Source organism: Pedobacter sp. Leaf176, assembly GCF_001424305.1.
Lineage (GTDB): Bacteria > Bacteroidota > Bacteroidia > Sphingobacteriales > Sphingobacteriaceae > Pedobacter.
Map to the genome: position 1 here is coordinate 271,081 of NZ_LMPD01000004.1, position 26,005 is coordinate 297,085.

At 38.0% G+C, this 26,005-nt stretch carries 19 protein-coding genes; 5 read left to right on the plus strand and 14 right to left on the minus strand.

The annotated features are described in order from the left end of the window. Positions 1–1,254: a pyridoxal phosphate-dependent aminotransferase gene (locus ASF92_RS13680; RefSeq protein ID WP_056094001.1), complete on the plus strand. Its 1,254-nt coding sequence runs from the start codon at positions 1–3 to the stop codon at positions 1,252–1,254. Between the two features lie 75 nt (positions 1,255–1,329). Here the strand turns inward: ASF92_RS13680 and ASF92_RS13685 are convergent, their stop codons facing one another. The 3 genes from ASF92_RS13685 to ASF92_RS13695 all read right to left on the minus strand — a co-directional run bounded on the left by ASF92_RS13685 (position 1,330) and on the right by ASF92_RS13695 (position 5,370). After that, positions 1,330–2,463, minus strand: a complete 1,134-nt coding sequence (locus ASF92_RS13685; protein ID WP_056094004.1) for a Fic family protein — start codon at positions 2,461–2,463, stop codon at positions 1,330–1,332. 189 nt (positions 2,464–2,652) lie between these two features. After that, positions 2,653–4,077, minus strand: a complete 1,425-nt coding sequence (locus ASF92_RS13690; RefSeq protein WP_056094007.1) for an RtcB family protein — start codon at positions 4,075–4,077, stop codon at positions 2,653–2,655. 195 nt (positions 4,078–4,272) lie between these two features. After that, entirely contained in the window at positions 4,273–5,370 is a 1,098-nt protein-coding gene (locus ASF92_RS13695) for a slipin family protein (protein ID WP_056094010.1), read from the minus strand. 910 nt (positions 5,371–6,280) lie between these two features. Here ASF92_RS13695 and ASF92_RS13705 point away from each other — a divergent pair. Continuing rightward, positions 6,281–7,318 carry a YafY family protein gene (locus tag ASF92_RS13705; protein ID WP_056094017.1) on the plus strand — a complete coding sequence of 346 codons (1,038 nt, stop codon included), beginning with the start codon at positions 6,281–6,283 and terminating at the stop codon, positions 7,316–7,318. Between the two features lie 104 nt (positions 7,319–7,422). On the opposite strand, the gene ASF92_RS13710 is transcribed toward ASF92_RS13705, so the two are convergent. After that, on the minus strand, positions 7,423–9,006 hold the full coding sequence (locus ASF92_RS13710; protein WP_056094020.1) for a peptide chain release factor 3: 1,584 nt from the start codon (positions 9,004–9,006) through the stop codon (positions 7,423–7,425). A gap of 556 nt (positions 9,007–9,562) precedes the next feature. Here ASF92_RS13710 and ASF92_RS21540 point away from each other — a divergent pair. From ASF92_RS21540 to ASF92_RS13725, 3 genes are all read left to right on the plus strand, one after another. Next, positions 9,563–11,830, plus strand: a complete 2,268-nt coding sequence (locus ASF92_RS21540; RefSeq protein ID WP_056094023.1) for a helix-turn-helix domain-containing protein — start codon at positions 9,563–9,565, stop codon at positions 11,828–11,830. Positions 11,831–11,901: 71 nt separating this feature from the next. Beyond that, positions 11,902–12,279, plus strand: a complete 378-nt coding sequence (locus ASF92_RS13720; protein WP_056094026.1) for a GxxExxY protein — start codon at positions 11,902–11,904, stop codon at positions 12,277–12,279. Positions 12,280–12,406: 127 nt separating this feature from the next. Then, positions 12,407–13,015: a SprT-like domain-containing protein gene (locus ASF92_RS13725; RefSeq protein ID WP_056094029.1), complete on the plus strand. Its 609-nt coding sequence runs from the start codon at positions 12,407–12,409 to the stop codon at positions 13,013–13,015. A 23-nt stretch (positions 13,016–13,038) separates the two neighbouring features. Here ASF92_RS13725 and ade read toward each other — a convergent pair whose 3' ends face one another. From ade to ASF92_RS13775, 10 genes are all read right to left on the minus strand, one after another. Then, positions 13,039–14,676 carry an adenine deaminase gene (gene ade / locus ASF92_RS13730; RefSeq protein WP_056094033.1) on the minus strand — a complete coding sequence of 546 codons (1,638 nt, stop codon included), beginning with the start codon at positions 14,674–14,676 and terminating at the stop codon, positions 13,039–13,041. A gap of 95 nt (positions 14,677–14,771) precedes the next feature. Further along, positions 14,772–16,748 carry a thiamine pyrophosphate-dependent enzyme gene (locus ASF92_RS13735; RefSeq protein WP_056094037.1) on the minus strand — a complete coding sequence of 659 codons (1,977 nt, stop codon included), beginning with the start codon at positions 16,746–16,748 and terminating at the stop codon, positions 14,772–14,774. A 36-nt stretch (positions 16,749–16,784) separates the two neighbouring features. After that, the gene (locus ASF92_RS13740; RefSeq protein ID WP_056094040.1) at positions 16,785–18,173 is read right to left on the minus strand and encodes a LutB/LldF family L-lactate oxidation iron-sulfur protein; all 1,389 of its coding nucleotides are present in this window, start codon (positions 18,171–18,173) and stop codon (positions 16,785–16,787) included. Positions 18,174–18,263: 90 nt separating this feature from the next. Next, on the minus strand, positions 18,264–19,898 hold the full coding sequence (locus ASF92_RS13745) for a M28 family peptidase (protein WP_056094044.1): 1,635 nt from the start codon (positions 19,896–19,898) through the stop codon (positions 18,264–18,266). Between the two features lie 28 nt (positions 19,899–19,926). Next, the gene (rpiB, locus tag ASF92_RS13750) at positions 19,927–20,364 is read right to left on the minus strand and encodes a ribose 5-phosphate isomerase B (RefSeq protein WP_056094047.1); all 438 of its coding nucleotides are present in this window, start codon (positions 20,362–20,364) and stop codon (positions 19,927–19,929) included. Between the two features lie 46 nt (positions 20,365–20,410). After that, positions 20,411–21,292 carry a twin-arginine translocase subunit TatC gene (gene tatC / locus ASF92_RS13755; RefSeq protein WP_056094050.1) on the minus strand — a complete coding sequence of 294 codons (882 nt, stop codon included), beginning with the start codon at positions 21,290–21,292 and terminating at the stop codon, positions 20,411–20,413. Between the two features lie 131 nt (positions 21,293–21,423). After that, complete coding sequence (locus tag ASF92_RS13760; protein ID WP_231729817.1) at positions 21,424–22,626, minus strand: LVIVD repeat-containing protein; 1,203 nt, start codon at positions 22,624–22,626, stop codon at positions 21,424–21,426. A gap of 169 nt (positions 22,627–22,795) precedes the next feature. Further along, positions 22,796–24,139, minus strand: coding sequence for an acetyl-CoA carboxylase biotin carboxylase subunit (gene accC, locus ASF92_RS13765; RefSeq protein ID WP_056094055.1), 1,344 nt, complete (start codon positions 24,137–24,139; stop codon positions 22,796–22,798). A 217-nt stretch (positions 24,140–24,356) separates the two neighbouring features. Beyond that, the gene (gene accB, locus ASF92_RS13770; protein ID WP_056094058.1) at positions 24,357–24,833 is read right to left on the minus strand and encodes an acetyl-CoA carboxylase biotin carboxyl carrier protein; all 477 of its coding nucleotides are present in this window, start codon (positions 24,831–24,833) and stop codon (positions 24,357–24,359) included. 165 nt (positions 24,834–24,998) lie between these two features. Further along, positions 24,999–25,994 carry a beta-ketoacyl-ACP synthase III gene (locus ASF92_RS13775; protein ID WP_056094061.1) on the minus strand — a complete coding sequence of 332 codons (996 nt, stop codon included), beginning with the start codon at positions 25,992–25,994 and terminating at the stop codon, positions 24,999–25,001. Positions 25,995–26,005 lie beyond the last annotated feature (11 nt).

Consider the following 26,005-nt stretch of genomic DNA (forward strand, 5'->3'; position numbering starts at 1 on the left):
ATGAAAGTTTCAGTATTAGCCAGTGCCTTAATTGGTTCAGAAATTATAAAAATTGGTAACGAGGTTAACGAAATGAAACGCAAAGGCGCTTCCATCGCTAACTTAACCATTGGCGATTTCGATTCGAATATCTATCCGATTCCTACAGAATTGAAATCAGGAATTGTAGATGCCTACAATGCAAATCAAACCAATTATCCTCCTGCTGATGGTGTTTTGCCTTTAAGAGAAACGGTTTCTGAATTATTGAAAGATAGATTCGGATTGGAATACAACACCAATAGTATTCTGGTTTCAGGTGGATCCCGTCCTTTAATTTACGCTACTTATTTAGCCCTAATCGACCCGGAAGATACGGTTGTTTTCCCTGCCCCATCCTGGAATAACAATCATTATTGCCATTTGACTTCCGCAAAAGCTATTGCGGTAGAAACCGATGCAGCGCACAACTTCATGCCAACTGCAGCGCAACTGAAACCTCATTTGAAAGGCGCTACTTTATTGGCTTTATGTTCGCCATTAAACCCAACAGGAACCATGTTTGATGCGGATTCTTTAGCTGAAATCTGTGATGCTGTTTTAGAAGAAAATGCATCACGTGGTGCCGACGAAAAACCGTTGTACATGATGTACGATCAGATTTATTCGCTTTTAACCTTCGGAAAAGAGCATGTAAACCCAGTTTCTTTGCGACCTGCAATGCGTCCGTTTACGGTTTTTGTTGATGGTAGTTCGAAATGTTTGGCTGCAACTGGTGTACGTGTTGGATGGGGTTTTGGTCCAGAGGATATTATCAATAGAATGAAAGCTTTGGTTGGTCATATGGGTGCCTGGGCGCCAAAAGCCGAGCAAGTGGCCATGTCTAATTATTTTAACGATAAAGCACAGGTTGATACGTTCTTAACCAGTTTTAAAGGCCAGATTCAAGATAGCTTAAATGCGCTTTACAATGGCTTTAACGAATTGAAAAGTGAAGGTTTTAACGTTGATGCTGTGGAGCCAATGGGCGCTATTTATTTAACAATTAAAATCGATTACATCGGAAAAACAACTGAAGATGGTCAGCTTTTAAAAGACAGTGCAGATGTGAATTTTTACCTGATTAAAGAAGCCGGGGCTGCATTAGTACCTTTTTCGGCCTTTGGCAACGAACATAGCATGCCTTGGTTCAGGGCATCAGTAGGCGCTTGTACTTTGCAGGATATTAAAGATATGTTACCGAGAATAAAAACTGCTTTGAGTAAGTTGAAATAACTTTATAAACTTGACTATGGAATTTTATAGTCAAGTTTAATTAGTTTAAGTTGACTAAGAAATTGATTAGTCAACTTAAACTATGAATAGAATGTAATATCGCTTGAAGTAAAATATTCTGTTCCTTTGATTCCCGGTAACTTCAACTAAAATTTCTTTATCTAAAAAGTCCTTTATTAATTGATTAGCAGATTGCTTTGATAAATTTACAGCACCCATAACATCAGATAGATTAACAAATGGATTTGAATATAAGTGGTTAATTAACTTTTGCGCACTTTCAGCTTTCTTACCAAAAGTTATAATTAGTTTATGTATCTCATCTTTTAGCTCCAGTATTTTTGAGAATGTATCCTTTCCCTTCTTTGCCGTTTCAACCACTGCACTTAAGAAAAATTTTATCCAGTGTATTATGTCGCTTGTATTTCTTACGTGAGTTAAAGCGTCATAATATGATGATTTATGCTTCTCAAAAAAATCTGATAGATATAAAGATGGTTTTTTTAACAGTCCTGCTGAAACTAAGTATAATGTAATAAGAAGTCGGCCTATTCTTCCATTCCCATCTAAAAATGGATGTATTGTTTCAAATTGATAATGAGCTAATGCGATTTTTATTAAGTGAGGGACATTAATCTCTTCATTATGTAAAAATTGTTCTAGATTTCCCATTAAATCTGAAACCTCACTTGGATGAGGAGGGACGAATATAGCATCTGCAATACTGGAACCGCCAATCCAATTTTGACTTGTTCTGAATTCTCCAGGCATTTTATGGTTACCTCTCACATCTGATAAAAGTATTTGATGAGTTTTTCTAATTAAGCGATTAGATAATGGAAAAGTAGATAGTTCCTCAATACTATAGTTTAAGGCGTCGATATAATTCCTAACTTCTTGCCAATCATCTCTTTTGCTAGGGGTTATATCTTCCTTTTTCATTAATGCTTCATCCATGTTTGTTTGTGTTCCCTCGATCCGGCTAGACGTATTTGCTTCTTTAACAACGTGCATACGAATGAATAAATCAACATCAGGAAGTATATAGCTAAAAGCATTTAATTCTCCAAGTTGACGAGTGGCCTCCTCAAGCAACGTATTAATCTTGGGATCATCCCATATCCAGGTGTTGTTAATTTTTGTTGGCTGAAAGCTCTTGTAATTATATTGCTTTTGCCAGAAGCCGGATTTAAAGTTGGAGAAGTTCATTATCAAAAATAATAAAAAATCCTATTTTAGTCAAGTTTTGTTTATTAAACTTGACTAAGTATTTTTTTAGTCAAGTTTAATAATCATAAGAATTAAATACTGGTTGTAGTGAAAAAACATCCTACTTCAAATTTATTTTGGAATAAGACGTTCGATTGGTTATTAAAAGCCCCTTCATGAGTTTGGGGTTTAATCCTCCCGGCTTCCGTCATCAGCCATTCTCACCATTTTGGGCTCAAACCTGGCTACAACATCAACCAGTTCAGTTTGTGCAGCCATTACCTTGTTAATATCCTTATAAGCCATTGGAGCTTCATCTAAACCTGCACCAATTAAAGTAACATTGTGATCTTTCAAAATCGCTTTCATATCGGATTTAGTAATCGATTGAATCGCTTTGGTTCGGCTCATTTGACGCCCCGCACCGTGAGATGCTGAATTGATCGCGTTCAATTCACCTTTTCCCCTCACAAGGAATCCTGGAGCAGTCATGCTTCCCGGGATAATCCCCATTACACCTTTTCCAGCCGGTGTTGCGCCTTTGCGGTGAACAATTACTTCTTCGCCGTCAAGCACTTCTTTCCAGGCAAAATTATGATGGTTTTCTACCTTGGCCAAAACTTTAGCGCCAATAGCTTTTGTTAATCTTTTGTGGATTACCTCATGACATGCTGAAGCATAATCACCAGCTAAATTCATGGCAATCCAATATTCTTGTCCTTCGGCAGAATTTAGATCCAGATAAGCGAGGTTTGCAGCCTCTTTAGGAAGTTTACAGATGTCTTTGGCCAGTTTGGTGTAATGACCTGCAATGGTAGCGCCAAAACCACGTGATCCCGAGTGGGTCAATAATGCTACATAACGGCCTTTATCGATATTCAAAATTTCATCGCGTTCTGCAAAATCAATAATCCCCCATTCTACAAAGTGATTTCCACCACCCGAAGTACCCAGTTGTGCCCAAGCCTTTCCGTGTAAATTTTTAAGAAAAGGCGTAGCGTTGAAAGCCTCGTTTTCCAAGACATCATGTTCAGCTCTTTCATTACCTTTAAAATTTTGACCCGCACCAAATTTGGTAAAGGCAATTAATTCACGTTTGTACATCGCGTCTTTCCCGAAATAATGTTTTTCGGGGATATCGAAAATACTTAAAGCCATACGGCAACCGATATCTACTCCAACACCGTATGGAATAATCGCATTTCTGGTAGCCAATACGCCGCCGATGGGCAAACCATAACCTTGGTGGGCATCAGGCATTAATGCACCTGCTACCGAAACCGGTAATTTCATGGCAATATCCATTTGGTTTCTTGCGCCTTCTTCTATATAATTGGCACCAAAAATTGAATAATCCTTTGCGTTTTTAATCAGTTCAATCGTTCCATCTGATTTCGGATTGGCTTCCTCAATTATAGCAGTTGCCAATGTGCTTAATACCTCATCATCCAAAAAACTTTCCGGATAATCTTTTACTTTTTTAAATAAGGCCAGTAATTCTTTTTCTTCGATATCTGTGAAATTTTCTTTCACGATAGCTAAAGCCAGGCCTACTATTTTTCCTTCGGTATAACCTAAAGCTTTTAGGGTTTTACCTGTTATTTCTGTTTTCATTTTTATTCCTAACTAAACCTCGGCAGGCATCGGTCACCTAGCCGAGGGTTTCTAAAATTGATTTATTTTTTCTCCTTTTCGTCTTTTCGACCGTAGTGGAGAAATCTTTTAATTCTGGTTTTTATCGACTTGAAAGATTTCTCCGTTTTGCTGCGCTCCAGTCGAAAAGACGACTTTATGAGCGTTTAATAAATGTTACTTCACAAAGATTTGTTTCAATTGGTCAACAATTTGCCCACTGCCCGATAAGCTGATATTGTTGATTTTTTCTGCGATTTTCTCCACATACTCCATCTCTTTCAACTTATACAACATGGAATTGTCCTCCATCAATTTTGCCGTATTCAGCAAACTTCTGGTCGATGCAGTTTCTTCTCTTCTAGTAATCATGTTGGCTTGTGCTTTTTTCTCTGCAATTAAAACCTGGTTCATGATATCTTTAATCTCTCCAGATAAAATGATGTCTTTCACACCACCATTGGCCAATTTTACGCCCAACTCTTCTGCTTTATTAATGGTACTTCCCAAAACCGATGTTCCGATTTTTTCTTTGCTTTCCATCAATTCATCAAAAGTTAATAAGCCTACAGCTTCTCTCAAAGCCAATTGCATCGTAATGTATAATTGTTTTTCGAAATCTTTATTCGCCAACAATGCTTTAACCACATCCTCCACTTTATATTGAACCGTAAAGTTCATCCTCAATTGCGCTTTGTCTTTTGTTAAAATCTCCTGTCCGATAATCTCCATATTCAATTGCCTCATATCGGTTTTCAAAACTTGGATAGTGATGTTATTTTTCCAGTAGACATAGTTTCCCGCCAATAACACTTTATCAAATTTGCCATCAATAAATAACAAACCTGTTTCGTAAGCTTCGATTTTATAGGCCCTGATATAGTTTACCAAGGCGGCTTTCTCAAACAAATTTCTATCGATGTTTTCTTCAATTTCAGTTTTGCTGATATTCACTTTAACGAAACTGTATTCCGACAAACCTTTCCAAATCGCATATCTACCTGCCCTTAAAACGGTTTTAAAATTTCTGTTTTGATATACCAAGGCCAACTCATTATCAGCTACGCTTACCAAATAAATTAATTTAGCAAAGTCTGTATTTAATAAATACATATCTAATTCTGAAACAGAGAAATCATAATCTTTGCTCATGTCGTACATAGTGAAGGTTTCGCCAAAGCCCAACCAGTAACTACCTGCTGTTAATACTCTTTTTAATTCTCCTTTTTTAAACACCAGTCCAACATAATTGGTGTTAATGGTTACTCTTTTCATGTTTTTTTGATGTTAGCCCCACCTAAGTCCTTTTCTAAAAGTGAGGGCTTAAATGAGTATAGTTAATTATTTATTCTTTTAAAAGCGTTGCACAAGAACATTTACCTGTTTTTTGCGGAAGTAAAAGTTTATCAAGCTTTGTTCAAAAATGAAATGAGGCTTGTCTTATCGGTTTTATACTCACTTGGAGCATTTTTCCTTCTCGATTTAACCCGTTTGATTTTTAAATCTCTTCTTGTTGCACTGATTCTCACTGAGCAAATGCAGATTTGCTTTTTGGATTTCGAAAAATCCTAAAGCCAAATGCGGTTGCACAACGCTTATTCTGGTGGGCGGTTTGAAAAGTTGCCCTTCTTTTTAGATGGAACCTTAATCCATTGCATTACCATTTTGCTATTCCAAGTGACCGTTGGAAGCAGGATTCGAACCTGCATTTTGGTGTTGTTATTCTACCACTGAATTATTCCGATTGCCCGGAAGTGGGATTCGAACCCACGACACACAACGTGTTTTAGACACTCTATCATAATTTCTATCAGAATATGCTACGCAAAAGCGTGAATACTTTGGGGCATTCCGAAACCCACAACTTTGGATAGTTATTATTTAGTACTGCCATCCCTTTCGGGATTTCTTATAATATATTATGATTAATTTCTCAAAGAACATTATCGACTGGCGACATTACAAAGATGCCACTACTACTACGCGACAGATTTGCGCAGTAAAAAATAATATCGTGAAATAGTAATTAAAGTGCTTATTATCAGTATAATAAATTTGATAAAATCCTGGTATTTATCTTTTTTGGTTTCAATTGCGCAATTGTATTGCGTAGTTATTGAAGTCTTTTCTATATTTAGATAAGCTAAAACATCGGATTTTTAGCTAAAAACAAAATTAATTCAAAATGGCTGTAAATAAATTAGCGCTTATCCGATACAAAACCATCGACGATTGTCTGAAAAACCGTTTCCGTAAATGGACCCTAGAAGATATTATCGAAAAGGTTTCAGCAACACTTTATGAATTAGAGGGAATAACTTCAGGTGTAAGCAAAAGAACCATTCAGGCAGATATCCAGCTTATGCGGAGCGATAAGTTGGGCTATAATGCACCGATTGTGGTGAAGGATAAACGCTTTTATGCCTACGAAGATGCTGGTTTCAGTATTACAAAAGCGCCGATCAATAACGCTGATGTAGATAAAATGAAAGAAATTGTGGGTGTGCTTAAGCAGTTTAATGCCTTTAATTATTTCGATGAAATGAGCGATATGATTGCCCGTTTAGAAAACAACCTCTACAAATCGACCAAACAGAGCGGTAATAATATTCAGTTGGAAAGTAATAAACTGGTTAAGGGTTTGGAATGCATTCCGCCGTTATACCAGGCAGTTTTAAATAAACGATCGCTGTTGATTGAGTATAAATCGTTCAAGGCGCAACAATCTCAACAGGGAATTTACTATCCGTATCTGTTAAAAGAATACCGCAACAGGTGGTTTTTGATCTGTAAAGCGAAAAAACGGCCAGGGATCTTAAATTTGGCATTAGATAGGATAGTAGAATTTCAGGAATTGCCTAACGAAGAATTTGTAAGTTATCATGGCGTAGATTTCGATCGATATTATGAGGATCTAATTGGTGTAACGAAAAATGAGCGTGACCGTGCACAAAAAGTAATCCTCGAATTTACAAATGATCATGCGCCTTACGTCGTAACGAAACCAATGCATCAATCGCAGGTGGTATTAAGTAAGAATGAAAAAACGACAACTTTTCGAATCGATGTAGTATTGAATTATGAACTGGAACGCGAAATTTTAGGCTTTGGAGAATGTGTTAAAGTGCTTTCACCCCGATTGTTGATTTCAAAAATTAAAAGGCGTTTGGAACAAAATTTTAGTCAATACGAAATTACAGAGGATGTGAGAGATATTAAGTAATTGAATCTTGAATTATTGAATGAGAGCGTATGGTAACTCTGTTAATAAATTCTCTCATCCAACTTTTCCTCATTCAATCATTCTCTAATTTCTCTCATTCAATTCTAGCTTTTAAACTCGCTTGTTTTATGGAATTCAATATCAGGGTAATCCTGTTTTGTTAAATTAATCATATACTCACTATCGGCCAGATAAACAGGATTGGCTTCCTTATCGAAACCGATGTGCTGTTGTTTACGTTTTACAAATTCATCTAATTTCTTTCTGTCGGTAGAAGTTACCCAGCTCGAACGCGTATAACTCAAGGTACGGAAACGACATTTCGCTCCATATTCATGCTCTAACCTAAAATTGATTACCTCAAACTGAAGTTCACCTACTGCACCAATTACTTTTCTATTTCCGGGTTGCATCACAAATAATTGTGCCACACCTTCATCAGTTAATTGTTCAATGCCTTTTTCCAACTGTTTAGTACGCATCGGATCCATGTTTTCTACTTCCTTAAAAATAGAAGGCGAGAAACTTGGGATGCCTTTAAATTGCAATTTTTCGCCCTCTGTTAGGGTATCGCCAATTTTAAAGTTACCGCTATCGTATAAACCAACTACATCGCCAGGCCAGGCTTCTTCTACAATGCTTTTTTCGTTCGCCATAAAATCCATTGGATTAGAGAACTTTAGCTTTTTATCCTGACGGGTGTGGTAATAGAATTTATTGCGTTCAAACTTGCCAGAACAGATCCTTAAAAAGGCAATCCTGTCGCGGTGTTTCGGGTCTAAATTGGCGTGGATTTTAAACACAAATCCGCTGAAATTTTTCTCTTCAACCAGTACATCACGCTCTTCCGCTTCTCTATGTCGAGGGCTCGGGGCAATATCAATAAAGGTGTCTAAAAGTTCTTTTATCCCGAAGTTGTTAATCGCACTGCCAAAAAACACTGGTGCAACCAATCCGTCGGTATATAAATCCTTATCTATCTTACCGTAGATGCCATCAACCAATTCAACATCATCTTTCAAGGTATTGATTTCGTTTTCTTTCAGGTAATTTAATAAAGAAGGGTCATTTAAATCGCTTGCCGCGACAACCGAATCGGTTACTTTGGTTTTATCCGAATTAAATAAATTCAAATGTTTGTTATAAATGCTGTAAACACCTTTAAAAGTATGCCCCTGGCCAATAGGCCATGAAAGCGGGCATAAACTGATGTTCAGTTTTTCTTCAATTTCATCCAATAGATCGTAAGCCTCTTTACCTTCACGGTCCATTTTGTTGATGAAGATAATCACCGGGGTGTTACGCATGCGGCAAACCGACATTAGTTTTTCCGTTTGTTCCTCCACACCTTTAACACAGTCGACTACCAGAATAACGCTATCCACTGCCGATAAAGTACGGTAAGTATCTTCCGCGAAATCTTTGTGACCAGGCGTATCCAGGATGTTAATGCGTTTGCCACTGTACTCAAAACCCATTACTGAAGTTGCAACCGAGATACCACGTTGTTTCTCAATTTCCATAAAATCTGACGTATTGCTTTGGTTCGCTTTGTTACGTTTTACCGCACCAGCCGTGTTGATGGCACCACCAAAAAGCAGGAATTTCTCCGTTAAAGTGGTTTTGCCCGCATCGGGGTGACTAATAATGGCAAAGGTTTTACGTTTTTCTATTTCAGGGTTAAGCATAATAAAATTTTGGGTGTAAAGGTGATGAAACCTGGTTAAAGGAATTTAACAGCGATAAGGTTAGAATAATTTTGTTTCATCAGGCTGCAAAGATAAAGAAAATTGCTTAACTGTTCGAATAGGTTAACCGTTAATCTTTAGCAACTTTACATCGTTAATTCTAAAGATACTCATAGTAGTAATCCTTCGAAAGCAGTCCCGCTATCAATTTCCGTCTCTTTCAAATTTTTGTCATACCAGGGAGGAAATGACTTAGCATCTTTCACATTAATAGAAAGTATTTCCATTACTGCCTGGTTCAAAAACTTTATACATTTATTTCGCCAAAAGCGAAACTTCGTACATAAACCTGATGACAGCGAACATGGAGTGTAACGAAGTAAAGCGAACAGCCGGACTGCCAATCCCGATGAAAAACTGAACATTCATTTTCAAAAAAGAAAAATTCAATCTTTACTTATAACTCAATTATCTTCGAAATCATGACTATTTTTGCTCTAAAATTGCTAGCTTTAACTATCCCTTCAGAATAAAGTAAACCGAAATCTTATTGCCAATGCCACAACCAGAAGAAACTTCTATGCCTGCAGAAATTGCGGCAAAGTTTGTTAATTACACTTCAAAACACGTTTTCCTAACCGGAAAAGCGGGAACGGGTAAGACCACTTTCCTGCGTAAATTGATTCAATTAACACATAAGAAAGCGATGATTTGTGCGCCTACAGGGATCGCCGCAATCAACGCTTCCGGGGTTACGATTCATTCGCTTTTTCAACTTCCTTTCGGGGCTTTTTTTCCGGATGCTGCGGGTAATTTAATCAATCAAAACATTAATTTTAACTTCAATACGCCGCGAACGATTGTTAAGCATTTAAATATGCAGGGTAACAAAAAACGCATGATTCAGGAACTTGAATTGCTCGTAATTGATGAGGTAAGTATGCTCCGTGCAGATATGCTCGATGCAATTGATTTTTCTTTACGATACATCCGCAGGAATAGAAATGTACCTTTTGGAGGTGTTCAGTTGCTATTCATCGGCGATTTACATCAATTGCCGCCAGTAGTGAAAAATGACGAATGGCGTGTAATGGCTGGGTTTTACAAAAGTATCTATTTCTTCGATGCTCTGGCTTTACAAAATAATCCACCGGTATATATTGAATTGGATAAAATTTATCGTCAGGATGATGCGGTGTTTATTGATTTGCTGAATAACCTTCGAAATAATAAAATTACAGCCGAAGATACTGCGTTGCTTCGCCAGCATTTTAAACAGGATTTTAAACCTGCGGCTAATGAAAATTACATCACTTTAACTACGCACAATAATAAAGCTGATGCGATTAATAGGGAAAGGTTAACGCAGCTGAAATCAAAATCTTATTTTTTTGAGGCAAAAGTTACTGGCGAGTTTAGCGAGTACGCGTATCCGAATGAAAAGAGTTTAGAACTTAAGGTTGGTGCACAGGTGATGTTTATAAAAAATGACATAACTGCCGAGAAACGCTATTACAACGGCAAAATCGGCGTTGTGCACCATATCGAAAAAGATGTTGTCGAAATTGAATTGCCTGAGGAGCAAAGCATAATTGCAGTTTCTCCATACACATGGGAAAACGTAAAGTATAAATTGAACGAGGCCACCAATGAAATTACAGAAAACGTTGCGGGTTCTTTTATTCAATATCCGTTGAAGCTTGCGTGGGCGATCACCGTCCACAAAAGCCAGGGATTAACCTTTGATAAGGCGATAATTGATATCGGTGACGCTTTTGCACCTGGCCAGGCTTATGTTGCGCTTTCACGCTTGCGCTCATTGAAAGGCCTTGTTTTAACCTCACACCTGCGCGAAAGTGGCTTGCAGCAAGACCAGAACATTCATTATTTCTCGAGTACAAAGCAACCCGAAGAGGTTTTAACGCAACAAATCAGCCTGGAGAGTTACGATTTCGTGAGAACTTATTTATTGGCCGCATTTGATTTGAATTTAATCAGGTATTACATTAAAGAGCATCTGCAAACTTTTGACAAAAGTGAGAAGTCAACGAAGCAACACTACGATAACTGGACGATGGAGCTGTATGCTGATTTCCAAAAAATTACCTCAACAGCAGATACATTTATTAACCAGTTAAAAGGATTATTCTCACAACAAACCGAGCATACTTTGTTTAATGTTTCGAAAAGGGTAGATGCTGCGTTGAAATATTTCAATCCTTTAGTGAAAGAAATATCCGCTAAATTTTTGACTCAAATTGAAGCTATTAAAGAGGAAAAAGGAATTAAAACGTATTTAACCGAATTACTCGAATTGGAGATTTTGGTTTATGAACAATTGAAAAAAATGCATAAAAGTAAAGCTTTATTACTTGCCATTATTGATGGGAAGGAATTCAGCAAAGCAGATACTGACGCCCTCTTAAATGTTTCTGAACGAAACGAACAACTACAAAAGGCAATTCAGCTGAAGGGCCAGGTTTTGAAGGTTAAATCGCCTGTTGAAAAGAAAAAGAAAGAACCAAAAATTGATACAAAACTGGTGAGTTTTGAACTTTATGAACAAGGCAAGACGATTGAAGAAATTGCAAAGGAACGTGGTTTTTCAATAGGTACGATAGAGGGGCATTTGGCATACTATGTATCTGCTCAACAAATAGATGTTTCGAAATTGGTTAGACCCAATAAAATTAAAAACATCAGCGATGCTGTTGAAAGCCAGAAGACCAAGTCGATGGCTACGATTCGCGAGTTTTTAGGTAAGGATTATTCTTTTGGGGAGATTAAGTTGGTTTTGGCTTCGCTATTTCCATCGGAGGAGTAAGCTTAGTTTAGTTTAACCGCAAAGAACACAAAGAAAAGAGACGCAGAGAACACAAGGCTAGATTCAGAATTATGGATGAGAATGATTTATCAAGAGTTGTAATTGGTCTGGCGATTGACGTACATAATGCATTAGGGCCAGGTTTGTTAGAAAGTGCTTACAAAGAATGCTTATTTTATAAAATTGCTAAAGCTGGTCTATTTGTTGAAAAGGAAAAGATAATGCCCTTAATATTTGAAGGGGTAAAGTTGGAATGTGGTTACAGAATTGATATTTTAGTTGAAAATAAATTAGTCCTTGAATTGAAAAGTGTTGAAGCATTGAATGATGTTCACCTGGCTCAAACATTGACTTATATGAAATTAGGAAATTACAAATTAGGCCTATTGATGAGTTTCAATGTAACCCTTTTGAAAGATGGGTTAAAACGTATTGCTAATGGCTTGTAAATTTCTTTGTTTCTTTGCAAAAAAAAACTTTGCGAACTTTGCTGTGAAATTTTAAACTTTGCTTAAATCAATCTGCATTTAACTTTTCTTTGTTTCTTTGCGAAAAACTTTGCGAACTTTGCGGTTAATGGAGAAAGTAAATCTTTTAGCGCAGTACATGCCTGCCGAGGCTGCACCGCTAATTGCAAAGTGGATAGATTATTTTCAGTGCGAATTTAAAATCGCTAAAACCCGTTCTACAAAACTGGGCGATTACCGTCACCCCTACCGCGATAAAGGCCATCGGATTTCAGTGAATTTCAATTTGAATAATTACGCATTTCTGGTTACAACTGTTCATGAGTTTGCCCATTTGCTTACCTGGAACGATTTCAAAAATAAAGTAAAACCGCATGGCTCAGAGTGGAAAAAAAACTTCCAAAGGATGATGGTTCCATTTTTTGAAATGAATATTTTTCCTGCCGATATCCATAAAGCAATTGACAATTATATGTCGAACCCGGCGGCATCAAGCTGTTCTGATCTGCATTTATCACGCGCCTTAAAAAAATACGATAGCAATAACACCGAGACTTTACATTTAGAGCAGCTTCCAATTAATACCGTTTTCAAAATAAAAGATGGCCGTCGGTTTACGAAAGGCGAAAGGATTAGGAAACGTTACCGTTGTGTCTGTTTAGATGATAAAAGGATTTATCTTTTTAATCCTTTGGCAGAGGTTCTTGTGGTGGAGTAGCTGAAAGACACTCGACGATTTGATTACACAAACTTAAACTTATCGCCGTCAAATAAACCTTTATCGCTTAATTTTAAATGTGGAATAACCAGGAGTGCCATAAAAGAGAGCGTCATGAAGGGAGCGACTAAAGTAGCGCCCAGTTCTTTCGCAAATTTGTCAATCGAAGTATAGCTTTCGGCAACTTTATAACCATTTTCATTGCTCATTAAGCCAGCTACAGGTAAAGCCAGAACTTCTGCCTTTCCATTGCCTAAAGCAACCACGCCACCAGTTTCTTTAATAATCAGATTAACTGCATCGCAGATGCTTTTGTCATCTACACCGACCGCAATAATGTTATGGCTATCATGGGCAACGCTTGAGGCAATGGCACCCTGTTTTAAACCAAAGTTTTTTACAAATGAAACAGCAATAGGTGCATCTTGATAACGGTTGACCACAACCATTTTCAATACATCGTTATCTAAATCGCTGACGATATTTCCGTTTGATACTTTGGGCTTTATGGCTAGTCTGTTTGTAATCAACTGACCGTCCAAAGCTCCTATTACAGGTATTTCTCCCTGTCCCTTAAAAGCACAAGAAAAGTCAGCTTCTTTTTTTAAACTGCAATTGAAATGATTGATAGATTCTTTTTCTTTTGAATGTTTGACCCAATCGCCAACCATTTTGCCGTCTTCAGCGAGCAGCATCCCATCGATATAGGTTTGTTTAACTCTGAAGGTTTTTAAATCTTCAAGCACGATAAAATCTGCATCATCATTGATCTGAAGTGAGCCAACATCTAGTTTATAGTGAAATATGGGGTTAATACAGGCTGCTCTTAGTATATTGAAGATATCGATTCGTTTTTCTACTGCCCTTGCACAGAGCTGATTAATATGATTTTCAACTAAACTGTCCGGATGTTTATCATCGCTGCAGAACATGATCATTTCCGGCCAATCATTCAACAAATCGATCAGCGCTTCGAAATTCTTGGCAGCGCTTCCCTCTCGGATAAGGATTTTCATACCGCGCTGCAATTTATCTAATGCTTCTTCGGCGGTAAAACATTCATGATCGGTCGAAATTCCTGCATCGATATATTGTTGAACAGCATCGCCACGTAAGCCAGGTGCATGTCCATCAACTGGTTTCCCCAACTCTTGTGCAGCAGCAATCTTTTTAAAAACTTCCTCATCCTTGTGAAGGACGCCGGGGAAGTTCATCATTTCACTCAGGTATTTTATTTCCGGCCGTTCTAACAGCAACTTAACGTCATCGTGATCTAATTCAGCCCCTGCAGTTTCAAAAATCGTTGCAGGAACACAACTCGGAGCACCAAAATTAAATTTAAACGGCACGGTATTGCTATTTTCAATCATAAATTCTACCCCTTCTATTCCGCAAACATTGGCAATTTCGTGCGGATCGCTAATGGTCGATACCGTTCCATGAACAACCGCCAATCGCGCAAATTCACTCGGAATTAACATACTGCTTTCTATATGCACATGGCTATCGATAAAGCCTGGTGAGATAAAATAAGCACCTTCTTTCTGTTCAGAAATTTTAGAGATTGATTTAATTTTTCCATTGGCAACTTCTATTTCACCAAAGAAAATATTTCGCTTGGTGATATCAACTATGTTTCCCTTGACTTTAAAATTGCTCATGGTATTTGTTTAACTGTTTAAATTGGTGAACTGGTTGATTGCACAATCTTGCTAAACAATTAACCGATTCATACAATTCCAACAATAACCATTTTTTAATATTTCAATAGCTTATCTATCGTGTTAGCCAACCTTGCTTTCGCTAAAAAGTCTTCCTCTAATACTTTACTCATTGGAATTGCTGTGTCCAGACTTGCACATCGCAAAATTGGGGCATCTAAACAGTGAAAACAATGTTCACCAATCCAGGCCGATATTTCCGCGCCAAAACCATTGGTTAGCGTATCTTCATGTAAAATTAAAACTCTTCCTGTCGATTCTACAGCTGCTGCAACTGTCTCTTTATCCCAAGGCTGCAATGTTCTTAAATCGATCAGCGTTGCTCCGCATTCCGGATTATTGTTGATATATTCTAAAGCCCAATGAACACCTAAACCATAAGTGATGATGGCGAATTTATCCCCCGTAGCCATTGTAATTGCTTTACCAATTTCAGTTGTGTAATAACCATCAGGAACCGGCGCGCTTAAGCTTCTATAGAGGTATTTGTGCTCAAAGTAAAGCACTGGATTTGGGTCTTCGATAGCTGCCAGTAGCAAACCTTTTGCATCTTCCGGAAAAGCGGGATAAACGATTTTCAATCCGGGTGTCTTGGTAAACCAGGCTTCATTACTTTGCGAATGGAACGGGCCTGCGCCTGTTCCGGCACCTGTGGGCATGCGTACCACAACATCGGCCTTTTCACCCCAGCGATAGTGGGTCTTAGCCAGATTATTTATGATTTGATTAAAACCAACCGTCACGAAATCGGCAAACTGCATTTCTACAACAGCCTTATAGCCATTGATGGATAGGCCTAAACCTGCCCCTACAATGGCCGATTCACAAATAGGCGTATTTCGAACCCGTCCTTTGCCATATTTTGCTGTAAAGCCATCGGTTATTTTAAAAGCACCGCCATAATCAGCAATGTCCTGCCCCATTAAAACCAGGTTCGGGTATTTTTGCATTGCTAAATCCAACCCGTCTGTTATGGCATCTAAATACCTTCTTTCTGTGGAGGATTGGCTCGGCTCAATAATATTTTGCTGGTAAGGAAAATACATATCCGCCTCTTCCTGAATTGAGTCTGCCTTGGGTTCTGGCTCATCAAAAGCTTCTTCTACTTCAATTTCGATGTCTTTTTTGATTTGGATTTTGATGTCGATAATCACTTCCGGGGTTAAAACACCTTGTGCTATCAAATACGATTCATAATTACTTAATGGGTCTTTCTTTTCCCACTCATCGAACAATTCCTGCGGGACGTATTTTGTGCCAGATGCTTCTTCATGCCCGCGCATTCTGAATGTTAAACATTCTATTAGAACTGGTCGAGGGTCTTTTCTAATTTCTCCTGCCAGTTGATTGATGGTATCATAAACTTCAAGAATATTATTTCCATCAATTTGAATTCCTTCAATACCATAACCTATTGCTTTATCGACCAGGTTTTTACATCTAAATTGCTCGGATTTTGGTGTAGACAAGCCGTAGCCATTATTTTCAATAATAAAAATAACGGGTAAGTTCCAAACTGCGGCGACATTAACTGCTTCATGGAAATCACCTTCACTTGTTGCACCTTCTCCCGTGTAAACCAAGGTTACTTTTTGTTTTCCGGATAGGATATCAGCTAACGCAATTCCATCTGCCAGGGCCATTTGCGGACCGAGATGAGAAATCATCCCAATGATTTTATAATCTTGTGTACCGAAATGAAAAGAACGGTCGCGGCCTTTTGTAAAACCTGAAAGCTTGCCTTGCCATTGCGCCATTAATTTTTTTAAGGGAATATCCCGCGAAGTAAACACACCAAGATTACGGTGCATTGGCAAAATGTATTCGTCGCTTTTCATGGCTAAAGTAGAGCCTACAGCGATAGCTTCCTGCCCAATACCTGAGAACCACTTACCAATTCTACCTTGACGCAAAAGCTTTAGCATCTTCTCCTCAACCATTCGGGGATAAAGCAGCCTGTTGTATAAATTCAGTAAGAATTTGTCGTCTTTATCGCGGCGGTTGAAGATCATTGTAGTTTCTCAGTTTTCTCAAGATAGATAGGTGAATTAATCTTCCTTATTTTTTTTCAATTCTTCCCATTGCTTGGCGAAAGATTTATCGGCAACTTTTGGCATTTCCCGGTATTTACCCCAACCCTTTTTAAAGAAAGTTTTTAGCATAAAGTTCTTGAATTTTCCACCAAAGAAATCCATCCACTTGCGTTTTTGCATCATTCGGTTAAATATGCCCCAGCCTATTTCTTCTACTTTTCCGTTCTCATGTGTCGCCGCCGCATCTCTACGATTCAGCAACAACATTTTGTGGATATCGATTTTTACAGGACAAACTTCAGAACATTTTCCGCAAAGACTAGAAGCATAACTTAAGTGTTTAAATTCTTCCATGCCTTTTAAATGCGGCGTAATTACCGAGCCGATTGGACCACTGTACGTGGTGTTGTAGGTATGGCCACCAATATTTTTATAAACAGGACAAGCATTTAAGCAGGCTCCACAACGGATGCAATATAAACCTTGTCGCTGGTCTTTTTGAGCAAGTAAATTTGTACGGCCATTATCCAAAAGGATAACATACATTTCTTCGGGTCCATCAGTTTCGTTTGGTTGGCGTGGACCGCTTAAAATGGTATTGTAAACCGTTAGATTTTGTCCGGTTCCATGTGAAGCCAGTAAAGGCCAGAACAAATCCAAATCGGACATCGAAGGAATAATTTTTTCGATGCCAACAACGGCAATATGGACTTTTGGGAAAGTTGTACTTAAACGGGCATTTCCTTCATTTTCGGTAATGGCAATACTTCCTGTATCCGCGATCAGAAAATTTCCTCCACTGATACCAATATCCGCATTCAGGTATTTATCCCTTAGTAATTCTCTTGCTTTTTGAACCAACTGTGGCGGCGTTGCATCAATTGGTGTCCCGAATTTATCGTGAAATAACTGTGCTATCTCTGCAGCACTCAGGTGCATTGCCGGTGTAACAATGTGGTATGGAGCCTGCCCGAGTAATTGAACAATATATTCGCCTAAATCACTTTCCAAAGATTCAATCTGATTACTTTCGAGAAAGTCATTTAAGTGAATTTCTTCAGTAGTCATCGATTTTGATTTGATGACCGTCTTACCGTTATTTCTTTTAATGATTTTAAGAATTTCCTGCTGTGCTTCTTCGGCATCATTTGCCCAGATAACCTTTCCACCTCTGCGCTGAAAATTAGATTCAAATTCAGGCAAAAACTTATCGAGATTTTCCATTACGCGCCATTTAATCACGTGCGCTTTCTTTTTCGAAGACTCCAGGTTTTCAAATTTCGATAAACCGCGTTCTACCGCCGTATTGTATTTGCCAATATTATAATTAATGGTTTTACGATGCGGTAAATCAAACGCTTTCTCATCAGATTTCTCTAAAAATTCCTCTGCAGTCTTCATCATATTTCAAAGATAGGAATTTCTATTGCCGCCAAAAGTAATATGCATAAAAAAGCCCCGATTGTACTATCGGGGCTGAAAATTTTTACTTTATTATTTCTTTGGGTTGCCTTTGCCATCCATATCAACCACCGGACGTTTAGCTTGATTCGCCAATTCCCATGCGATATAATAGGTCAGATGTGCCCTTTTGGCCAGCAATTGGAAGTTAATTTTGCTTACCTCGTCGCCCGGGCGGTGGTAATCTTGCTGCAGCATGCCATCATAATAGAAAATAATTGGAATACCTAATTTTGCGAAGTTATAATGGTCTGACCGGTAATAAATTTGCTCAGGGTCTTTTGGATCATCATATTTGAAATCCAGTTTCATTTTAGTATAAGTCGCGTTAACCCTATCCTGCAGATTCGCTAAATCGCTGCTCAACATTCTTGAACCAACTGAATAAATATAGTTTGCCGAATCTGGTTTGCCTAAATATTCTTCTCCAACACGGCCGATCATATCTGTATTTAAATCTGCAATTGTATTTTCTACAGGAAATACCGGATGCTCTGAATACCAGTCTGAGCCCCAAAGCCCCTTCTCTTCGCCTACTACAGTCATAAATAAAATGCTGCGTTTTGGACCTTTTCCTGCTTTTTTTGCATCCATAAATGCTTTTGCCATTAACAACACGCCTGTTGTTCCGGAACCATCATCATCAGCACCGTTGTTAACTTTGTCTGTTGCATTCGGGTCAGTAACTAAACCAATATGATCATAGTGACCAGTTAAAACCAGCACTTCTTTTTTAAGTACAGGGTCAGAACCTTCCAGGTAACCTAAAACATTTTCACATCGAACTGGTGTCTCTGTTTTAGCGGCGCTTGCAGAAAATGGAACATTCAATACTTGCGAAGCCGGAGCCTGACTGTCAATAATTTTCTTTTGTAAATCTGTAACCGTGGTATTCGATGCTTTTAACAATTCGTTAGCAACAGCTGTTGATATTGAAATGCGTGGAACATCATTTTGTTTTTGGGCTTCCAAAGCAGCATTGGTTTTAATCATCACCCGGCCGCTGTTTAGAGTTTTCTTTGTGTTTTCAGTAATTCTATCAACCATCGGGTCAATAAGAATGATAGCTTTAACCTGATTTTCAGCAAAATATTTTGCTCTTGATTCAAGCATTGCACGGTAAGCTTGTCTGTCAACTCTTGTACCTGCTTTAACAGTTGGATCTCCTGCGCTGAACATCATCACAACTTTGCCTTTAATATCAGTTCCGGCGAAATCATTATAAGTTCCTTTGTTTATCGCGTAACCAACAAAAACGATTTGATCGGTTGAAAAAGTAAATCCTTTATCGCTGATTAGTGTTGGAGAAACGATATAATCCTTTTGATATTCTTTTGGCTGACCATTAACCGTTAACTGACTTTGTTTTAAAGTAACGTTAACCAAATCAATTTTCTGGAAATAGTCGCCGTTAACAGGGCCCTTCAATCCAATTGATTTGAAGTAATTTTTGATATAATCTGCGGCCATCCATGCACCTTTCGTGCCTGTTTCACGACCTTCATATTCATCAGAAGCTAAAACGGAAAGGTGTTTAAATCCGTCAGCCGGGTTGATAGCTTTACTAAACCGTATTGCATCCTTATTTGGAGCGAGAGGTTTTACTTGTGCAAAGCAGCCCACACTCAGTACTGAAGCTAAGCCAAGGGTTAGAAATTTTTTATTCATTATGTAGTAAAAAGTTAGTTTCTTAATATTAGCAGGATATTTTCTCAACCCTGTTTTGGTGGCGTCCACCTTCAAATCCGGTGTTTAAAAAAGTTGTTGCAATTTCTTTAGCAAGTTCTTCGGATACAAACCTCGCAGGAATACATAAAATGTTGGCATCATTATGTTTTCTAACTAGTGATGCAACTTCGTTCTCCCAGCATAATCCAGCTCTGATTCCCTGATGTTTATTGGCTGTTATCGCAACGCCATTTGCCGAACCACAGAGTAAAATACCGTAATTAAAATCTCCGCTTTCTACAGCAGAAGCAACTGGATGTGCAAAATCCGGGTAATCAACCGAATCTAAAGAATGGGTTCCGAAGTCTTTAATTTCATGCTCAGCAAGAAAATCCTTTAACATTTCTTTATAGTCAAAACCTGCATGATCTGAACCAATTGCAATTTTAATTTTCGTGGTTGCCATTTTTCAAATTTATTGAGAATAATGAAATCTATTCGTAATGTTTTTGTTAGTTAGCATAGAAAGCTGCATCCGCTTTTTTCTTCTTTTTTTCAATGTAAGCTGATACAAAAATACTGGCTTCATATAATAAAAATAATGGAGCAGCTACTGTAAGCATTGTTAAAATATCGGGCGTCGGTGTTACAATCGCTGAAATAATTAGAATAATAACGGCCGCGTATCTTCTGCTCGAGCGCATTAGTTTTGGGGTCATCAATCCTAGTTTCGAAAGGATAAAAATTATAATTGGTAATTCGAATATAATTCCCGTTCCAAGCGTTAATGTCGCTATAGAAGAAACATAGGAGTCGACTGTAAATGTGTTTTTAATTTCAGAACTGACAGTGTAGCCTGTTAAAAAATTAATCGACAAGGCGCAAATAATAAAATATCCGAATACAATACCGATAATGAAAAGTACAGATGCGAAGAATACAAAACCACTGGCAGATTTACGTTCTTTCTCATGCAAAGCGGGCTTAACAAAGCGCCAGATTTCCCATAATAGGTAAGGGAAACCTAAAACAATACCACACATCACACAAACATTAAGCTGCAAATTAAACTGACCAGCCATTTCGGTATTGATGATTTCCCCATTAATTTTGGTGATACACATGTCCTTTCCAAGGGAGGGGAATTGCTCTACAAGTTTACACATCATTCTGTAAGTCCAGAAATCCGGTTTTTTTGGTCCGAAAATTATCTTATCAAGAATTTCTTCGTTGAAGTAAAATGCAATGCCAGTAAAAACAGCGATGGCGATTACGGCTCTGATTAAATGTTTACGGAGCACATCGAGGTGATCGAAAAAAGACATTTCAGCTTCTAATGTTGTGCTCTTTTGTCCGATAGCTTTTGTAAGTAGTGATTTTTTAGTGTCGCTCATGTTGAAAACAAAAATACCATTCTAAATGAATAGAATGGTATTTACGTGTTAAATATAGAAATAGTTTATGTTAATGTGAGAATTGGCTTTAAAATAGAAACCTGTTTTCTGAAATTATTGAAAATTAGATGTTATTTAACAACTTTGATTATGCTCAATTGTCTCATATTTGCAGCATTACGATAATCAAATTGAAAAACGCCATCCTCCCCGGTAACGATTAATGATTTCGGACCTGCAACTACATCAAAACTTTTAATTGTACTTAAATGCTGCAACATATTTTTCCCAATCTCACTTTTGTTATCAATATTAAAACTTTTAATACCAAAAGCACCTTCACACAGAAAAAGATTATTGCCAGTTACGCTTAATCCATGCGGATTTTGCATTGGAAAAACAGCAACTTGTTTAGGTTTTGAAGGGTCTTCGATGTCGACAACCTCCAACTGATTACTTGCTTGTCTGCACATATTTCCGGTGCGCAAGGTAACGAAGGCATATTTACCTTGAATAACAACAGGATCGCAGGCAAATACATGGCTATATGTCGATAATTTTATAGGATTTGCAGCATCAGCAGCACTAAAAATATGCATGCCCGTATTCGTTCCTATGAATAATTTGTTATCGTAAGGAAATATTGTTTCAACTCCCCAACCTAAGCTTATGGCTTTTATAAATGTTGGATTTGCTGCCGTTTTTACATCGAACAAACTCAAATCGTTGATGCCAACGGTATATAGATAATCATTCATAAGGGTAAACCGGGCCATTGAACCACCTTGTCCGGAAGATCCACTTTGTGAAAATGAGCCGGAGTAAGATGCAGCATCGTACATCACACCTGATTTATAGGTTTGCTTTTTAACGACGGTATCTTTTGTGATGTACAGATATTTTTGAATGCCTAAAGAATAAACCTGTTTAAAAACATCGTTTACTCTTTTAACTTGTTTTATGTTGCCCATGTTCGAGATATCGAAAGCAAGTAAATCGATAAAACTATCTGCGTAGAGAACATTATTGTGAATGGCAAGGTCTACGTTGCCAGGAATCTGAACGAAGGCAATATTTACAGGAGCGGCGGGATTGACATTATTATAAATATGGATCCCCTCTCCAGGCTCATTGATAAAAAGATAATCATTGTAAATGTAGATTTTTCCAGTTTTCTTTGCTGGCATTGCTTTGGTTAATCCTACTGGTAATGCTCTCATTTGATCGACAGTAATCATTTTTGTAATCGTGATTACTTCATAATCATCTTTTTTGCACTGAATAAATACTACACCAATTAAGAGCAGTAGTAAAGCGTTAAATAGATTTTTCATAATTGAATGTTTAAATTAAAACGATTGTAATCCCTTAAACGCTACAATGTTAACTTAAAGATTTAGAATTTTCTAATGAATCAGTTGTTCTGAATTGTTTTATTAGTCAGAAAACAAAACAGCCAAGTTTTTTGAGGACTTGGCTGTTTAAGAATACTAGATATAATTGTTATGAATCCACAAATTCGAATGTTTCCATAAATTTTGTAGTAAAATTACCGGCTCTGAAATTAGGGTCTTTCATTAACTGTAAATGGAAGGGAATGGTTGTTTTAACGCCTTCGATTACAAATTCACTCAAAGCACGTTCCATCGTACAAATTGCCTCTTCGCGGGTTTGGGCCACGCAAATTAACTTTGCGATCATTGAATCATAGTTTGATGGAATTTGATATCCGGCATAAACATGTGTATCAACACGTACACCATGTCCACCAGGAGAGTGGAAATTGGTGATCCTTCCCGGTGAGGGACGGAAGTTATTCGCTGGATCTTCAGCGTTTATACGGCATTCGATTGCATGCATTTCCGGGGTATAATTTTTACCTGAAATTGGAATTCCTGCGGCAACCTTAATCTGTTCTTTAATTAAATCAAAATTGATAACCTCTTCAGTAACCGGATGTTCTACCTGGATACGGGTGTTCATCTCCATAAAATAGAAATTACGGTGTTTATCAACTAAAAATTCGATGGTTCCAGCACCTTCATAATTTACAGCCATTGCGCCTTTAATTGCCGCTTCCCCCATTCTAATCCGAAGTTCTTCAGTCATAAAAGGGGATGGAGACTCTTCCACCAATTTCTGATGGCGACGTTGTATTGAGCAATCACGCTCTGATAAATGACAGGCTTTTCCAAACTGATCTCCGATAATCTGAATTTCAATGTGGCGTGGATCTTCAATGTATTTTTCTAAATATAAACCATCATTTCCAAAAGCTGCGCCAGACTCCTGGCGGGCACTATCCCATGCATTTTCAAAATCTTCATCCTTCCAAACCACACGCATACCGCGTCCACCGCCACCGGCAGTCGCTTTAAGTATTACCGGATAACCCATTTCATTTGCAATTGCAATACCTTCTTTAACGCTGGTAAGCAAACCTTCAGAACCGGGAATTGTTGGTACACCTGCAATTTTCATGGTTTCTTTGGCAGAAGCTTTATCGCCCATGCCATTAATCTGCTCAGGTGTCGCGCCGATAAATTTGATGCCATACTCACGGCAGATATTCGAAAATTTAGCGTTTTCAGATAAAAATCCGTAGCCGGGATGAATCGCGTCAGCGTTCGTTAATTCAGCGGCTGATATAATGTTAGGAATATTTAAATAAGAATCTTTACTCGGCGGCGGGCCAATACAAACAGCCTCATCAGCAAAACGTACGTGTAAACTCTCTCTGTCGGCAGTAGAGTAAACCGCAACCGTTTTGATGCCCATTTCCTTACAGGTGCGAATAATACGCAAAGCGATTTCACCCCTGTTGGCAATTAGTATTTTTTTAAACATAATTTTTTAATTGATGATTACATCGATGGTACGATTACACTGATCATTTAGCGTAATGTAAACCGAAATAATCAAATTTTAAATTAAATGCCATGGTTCGTGTCGCCACGAACCATTTATATTTTTCAGTTCGTTAAAATGCAAACTGAATTTCATCGTAATTTTACGGTATTCCGGTTAGTGAGGACACAGACCGAGGCGTAAGCTAAGGTTATTTTTAAATAGGTTCTACTAAAAACAGCGGTTGATCGTATTCAACTGGAGATGCATTGTCAACCAGAATTTTAACAATACGGCCTGAAACTTCACTTTCAATTTCATTGAAAAGCTTCATTGCTTCTATGATACAGATTACTTTACCCGTCGCAATTTCATCACCTACATTAACAAACATTGGCTTGTCTGGGCTAGATGAACGGTAGAAAGTACCGATCATTGGGGATTTAATCGTAATGTATTTTGAAGTATCTTCTGCAGCTGGAACAGCCGGAGTTGAAGCTGCCGGAGCCGTAGGTGCCGCAGCAACTGGTGCAGCTGCCTGTATAAGCGGCGTTTGTGGTACAGTTGCATGTACAACCGTTGGCGCCTGGTTTGTTTTAATGGTGATTTTAAAATTCTCTTGCTCGATAGCAACTTCATTTACACCAGAACGGGAAACAAATTTAATTAGTTCCTGTATTTGTTTGATATCCATTTTTTAAGCTTTTATGTAAAAAATAGTGATTATTGAATTAACTAAGTTATACTTTTATTGTTTTGTTTTTTTAGCTGGTTGATTCTTTGGGCATTTCGTTATTTGGTGTACAATGACCGGTATTTAGCGTTGTAAATACTAACAAACTAAAAAACCAACAACCAATTAACTATTATAGGCCCACTTAAGGTATATAGAGCCCCATGTAAAACCACCACCAAACGCGGCTAATACAATATTATCGCCTTTTTTTAATTTATTTTCCCACTCCCACAGGCATAAAGGAATTGTGCCGTTTGTTGTATTTCCATAACGTTCGATATTAATCATAACCTTATCAGTTGTTACACCCATACGGTTTGCTGTAGCATCGATAATCCGTTTATTTGCCTGGTGAGGCACCAGCCACGCCACCTCTTCAGCAGTTAAGCCATTGCGTTCCATAATTTCGGCAGCAACATCTGCCATATTGGTTACAGCGAATTTGAATACCGTAGGACCTTCCTGGTGTGCGTAATGTTCTCTGGCATCAATCGTTTCATGTGTAGCAGGTTTAACCGAACCGCCAGCTTTCATGCCCAAAAAATCTCTTCCCGCACCATCTGTTCTTAATATTGAATCAATAACACCAAAACCTTCCTCATTAGGTTCAAGTAAAGCGCAGCCACATCCATCACCAAAAATGATACAAGTGGTGCGATCTTCATAATTAATAATGGACGACATTTTATCTCCACCAACCACTAAAACTTTTTTATGCCTGCCAGATTCAACAAAAGAAGCTCCTGTAGCAAGGCCGAATATAAAGCCAGAACAAGCGGCTTGTAAATCATATCCCCAGGCATTTGTAGCGCCGATTTTATCAGCTAAAACGTTAGCTGTTGCAGGAAAGGTAAAATCTGGGGTAGTGGTGCAAAAAATAATCAATTCAATTTCCTTTGCATCAATACCCCTTTTTTTAAGCAAACCATTTACAGCATGAACTGCCATGTCTGAGGTACCTAAACCTTCTCCTTTTAAAATTCTGCGCTCTTTAATTCCCGTTCTGCTGGTAATCCATTCATCCGAAGTATCAACCATGGTTTCTAACTCTGCGTTTGTAAGCACATAGTCGGGAACATAACCATTTACTGCTGTGATAGCAGCGTGAATTTTACTCATTTTAATATTTT

What these genes read in the sequence shown, in the direction of transcription:
- ASF92_RS13680 (WP_056094001.1), top strand. Translation starts at nt 1, where the DNA reads ATGAAAGTTTCAGTATTAGCCAGTGCCTTAATTGGTTCAGAAATTATA.
- ASF92_RS13685 (WP_056094004.1), bottom strand. Translation starts at nt 2,463, where the DNA reads ATGAACTTCTCCAACTTTAAATCCGGCTTCTGGCAAAAGCAATATAAT.
- ASF92_RS13690 (WP_056094007.1), bottom strand. Translation starts at nt 4,077, where the DNA reads ATGAAAACAGAAATAACAGGTAAAACCCTAAAAGCTTTAGGTTATACC.
- ASF92_RS13695 (WP_056094010.1), bottom strand. Translation starts at nt 5,370, where the DNA reads ATGAAAAGAGTAACCATTAACACCAATTATGTTGGACTGGTGTTTAAA.
- ASF92_RS13705 (WP_056094017.1), top strand. Translation starts at nt 6,281, where the DNA reads ATGGCTGTAAATAAATTAGCGCTTATCCGATACAAAACCATCGACGAT.
- ASF92_RS13710 (WP_056094020.1), bottom strand. Translation starts at nt 9,006, where the DNA reads ATGCTTAACCCTGAAATAGAAAAACGTAAAACCTTTGCCATTATTAGT.
- ASF92_RS21540 (WP_056094023.1), top strand. Translation starts at nt 9,563, where the DNA reads ATGCCACAACCAGAAGAAACTTCTATGCCTGCAGAAATTGCGGCAAAG.
- ASF92_RS13720 (WP_056094026.1), top strand. Translation starts at nt 11,902, where the DNA reads ATGGATGAGAATGATTTATCAAGAGTTGTAATTGGTCTGGCGATTGAC.
- ASF92_RS13725 (WP_056094029.1), top strand. Translation starts at nt 12,407, where the DNA reads ATGGAGAAAGTAAATCTTTTAGCGCAGTACATGCCTGCCGAGGCTGCA.
- ade (WP_056094033.1), bottom strand. Translation starts at nt 14,676, where the DNA reads ATGAGCAATTTTAAAGTCAAGGGAAACATAGTTGATATCACCAAGCGA.
- ASF92_RS13735 (WP_056094037.1), bottom strand. Translation starts at nt 16,748, where the DNA reads ATGATCTTCAACCGCCGCGATAAAGACGACAAATTCTTACTGAATTTA.
- ASF92_RS13740 (WP_056094040.1), bottom strand. Translation starts at nt 18,173, where the DNA reads ATGATGAAGACTGCAGAGGAATTTTTAGAGAAATCTGATGAGAAAGCG.
- ASF92_RS13745 (WP_056094044.1), bottom strand. Translation starts at nt 19,898, where the DNA reads ATGAATAAAAAATTTCTAACCCTTGGCTTAGCTTCAGTACTGAGTGTG.
- rpiB (WP_056094047.1), bottom strand. Translation starts at nt 20,364, where the DNA reads ATGGCAACCACGAAAATTAAAATTGCAATTGGTTCAGATCATGCAGGT.
- tatC (WP_056094050.1), bottom strand. Translation starts at nt 21,292, where the DNA reads ATGAGCGACACTAAAAAATCACTACTTACAAAAGCTATCGGACAAAAG.
- ASF92_RS13760 (WP_231729817.1), bottom strand. Translation starts at nt 22,626, where the DNA reads ATGAAAAATCTATTTAACGCTTTACTACTGCTCTTAATTGGTGTAGTA.
- accC (WP_056094055.1), bottom strand. Translation starts at nt 24,139, where the DNA reads ATGTTTAAAAAAATACTAATTGCCAACAGGGGTGAAATCGCTTTGCGT.
- accB (WP_056094058.1), bottom strand. Translation starts at nt 24,833, where the DNA reads ATGGATATCAAACAAATACAGGAACTAATTAAATTTGTTTCCCGTTCT.
- ASF92_RS13775 (WP_056094061.1), bottom strand. Translation starts at nt 25,994, where the DNA reads ATGAGTAAAATTCACGCTGCTATCACAGCAGTAAATGGTTATGTTCCC.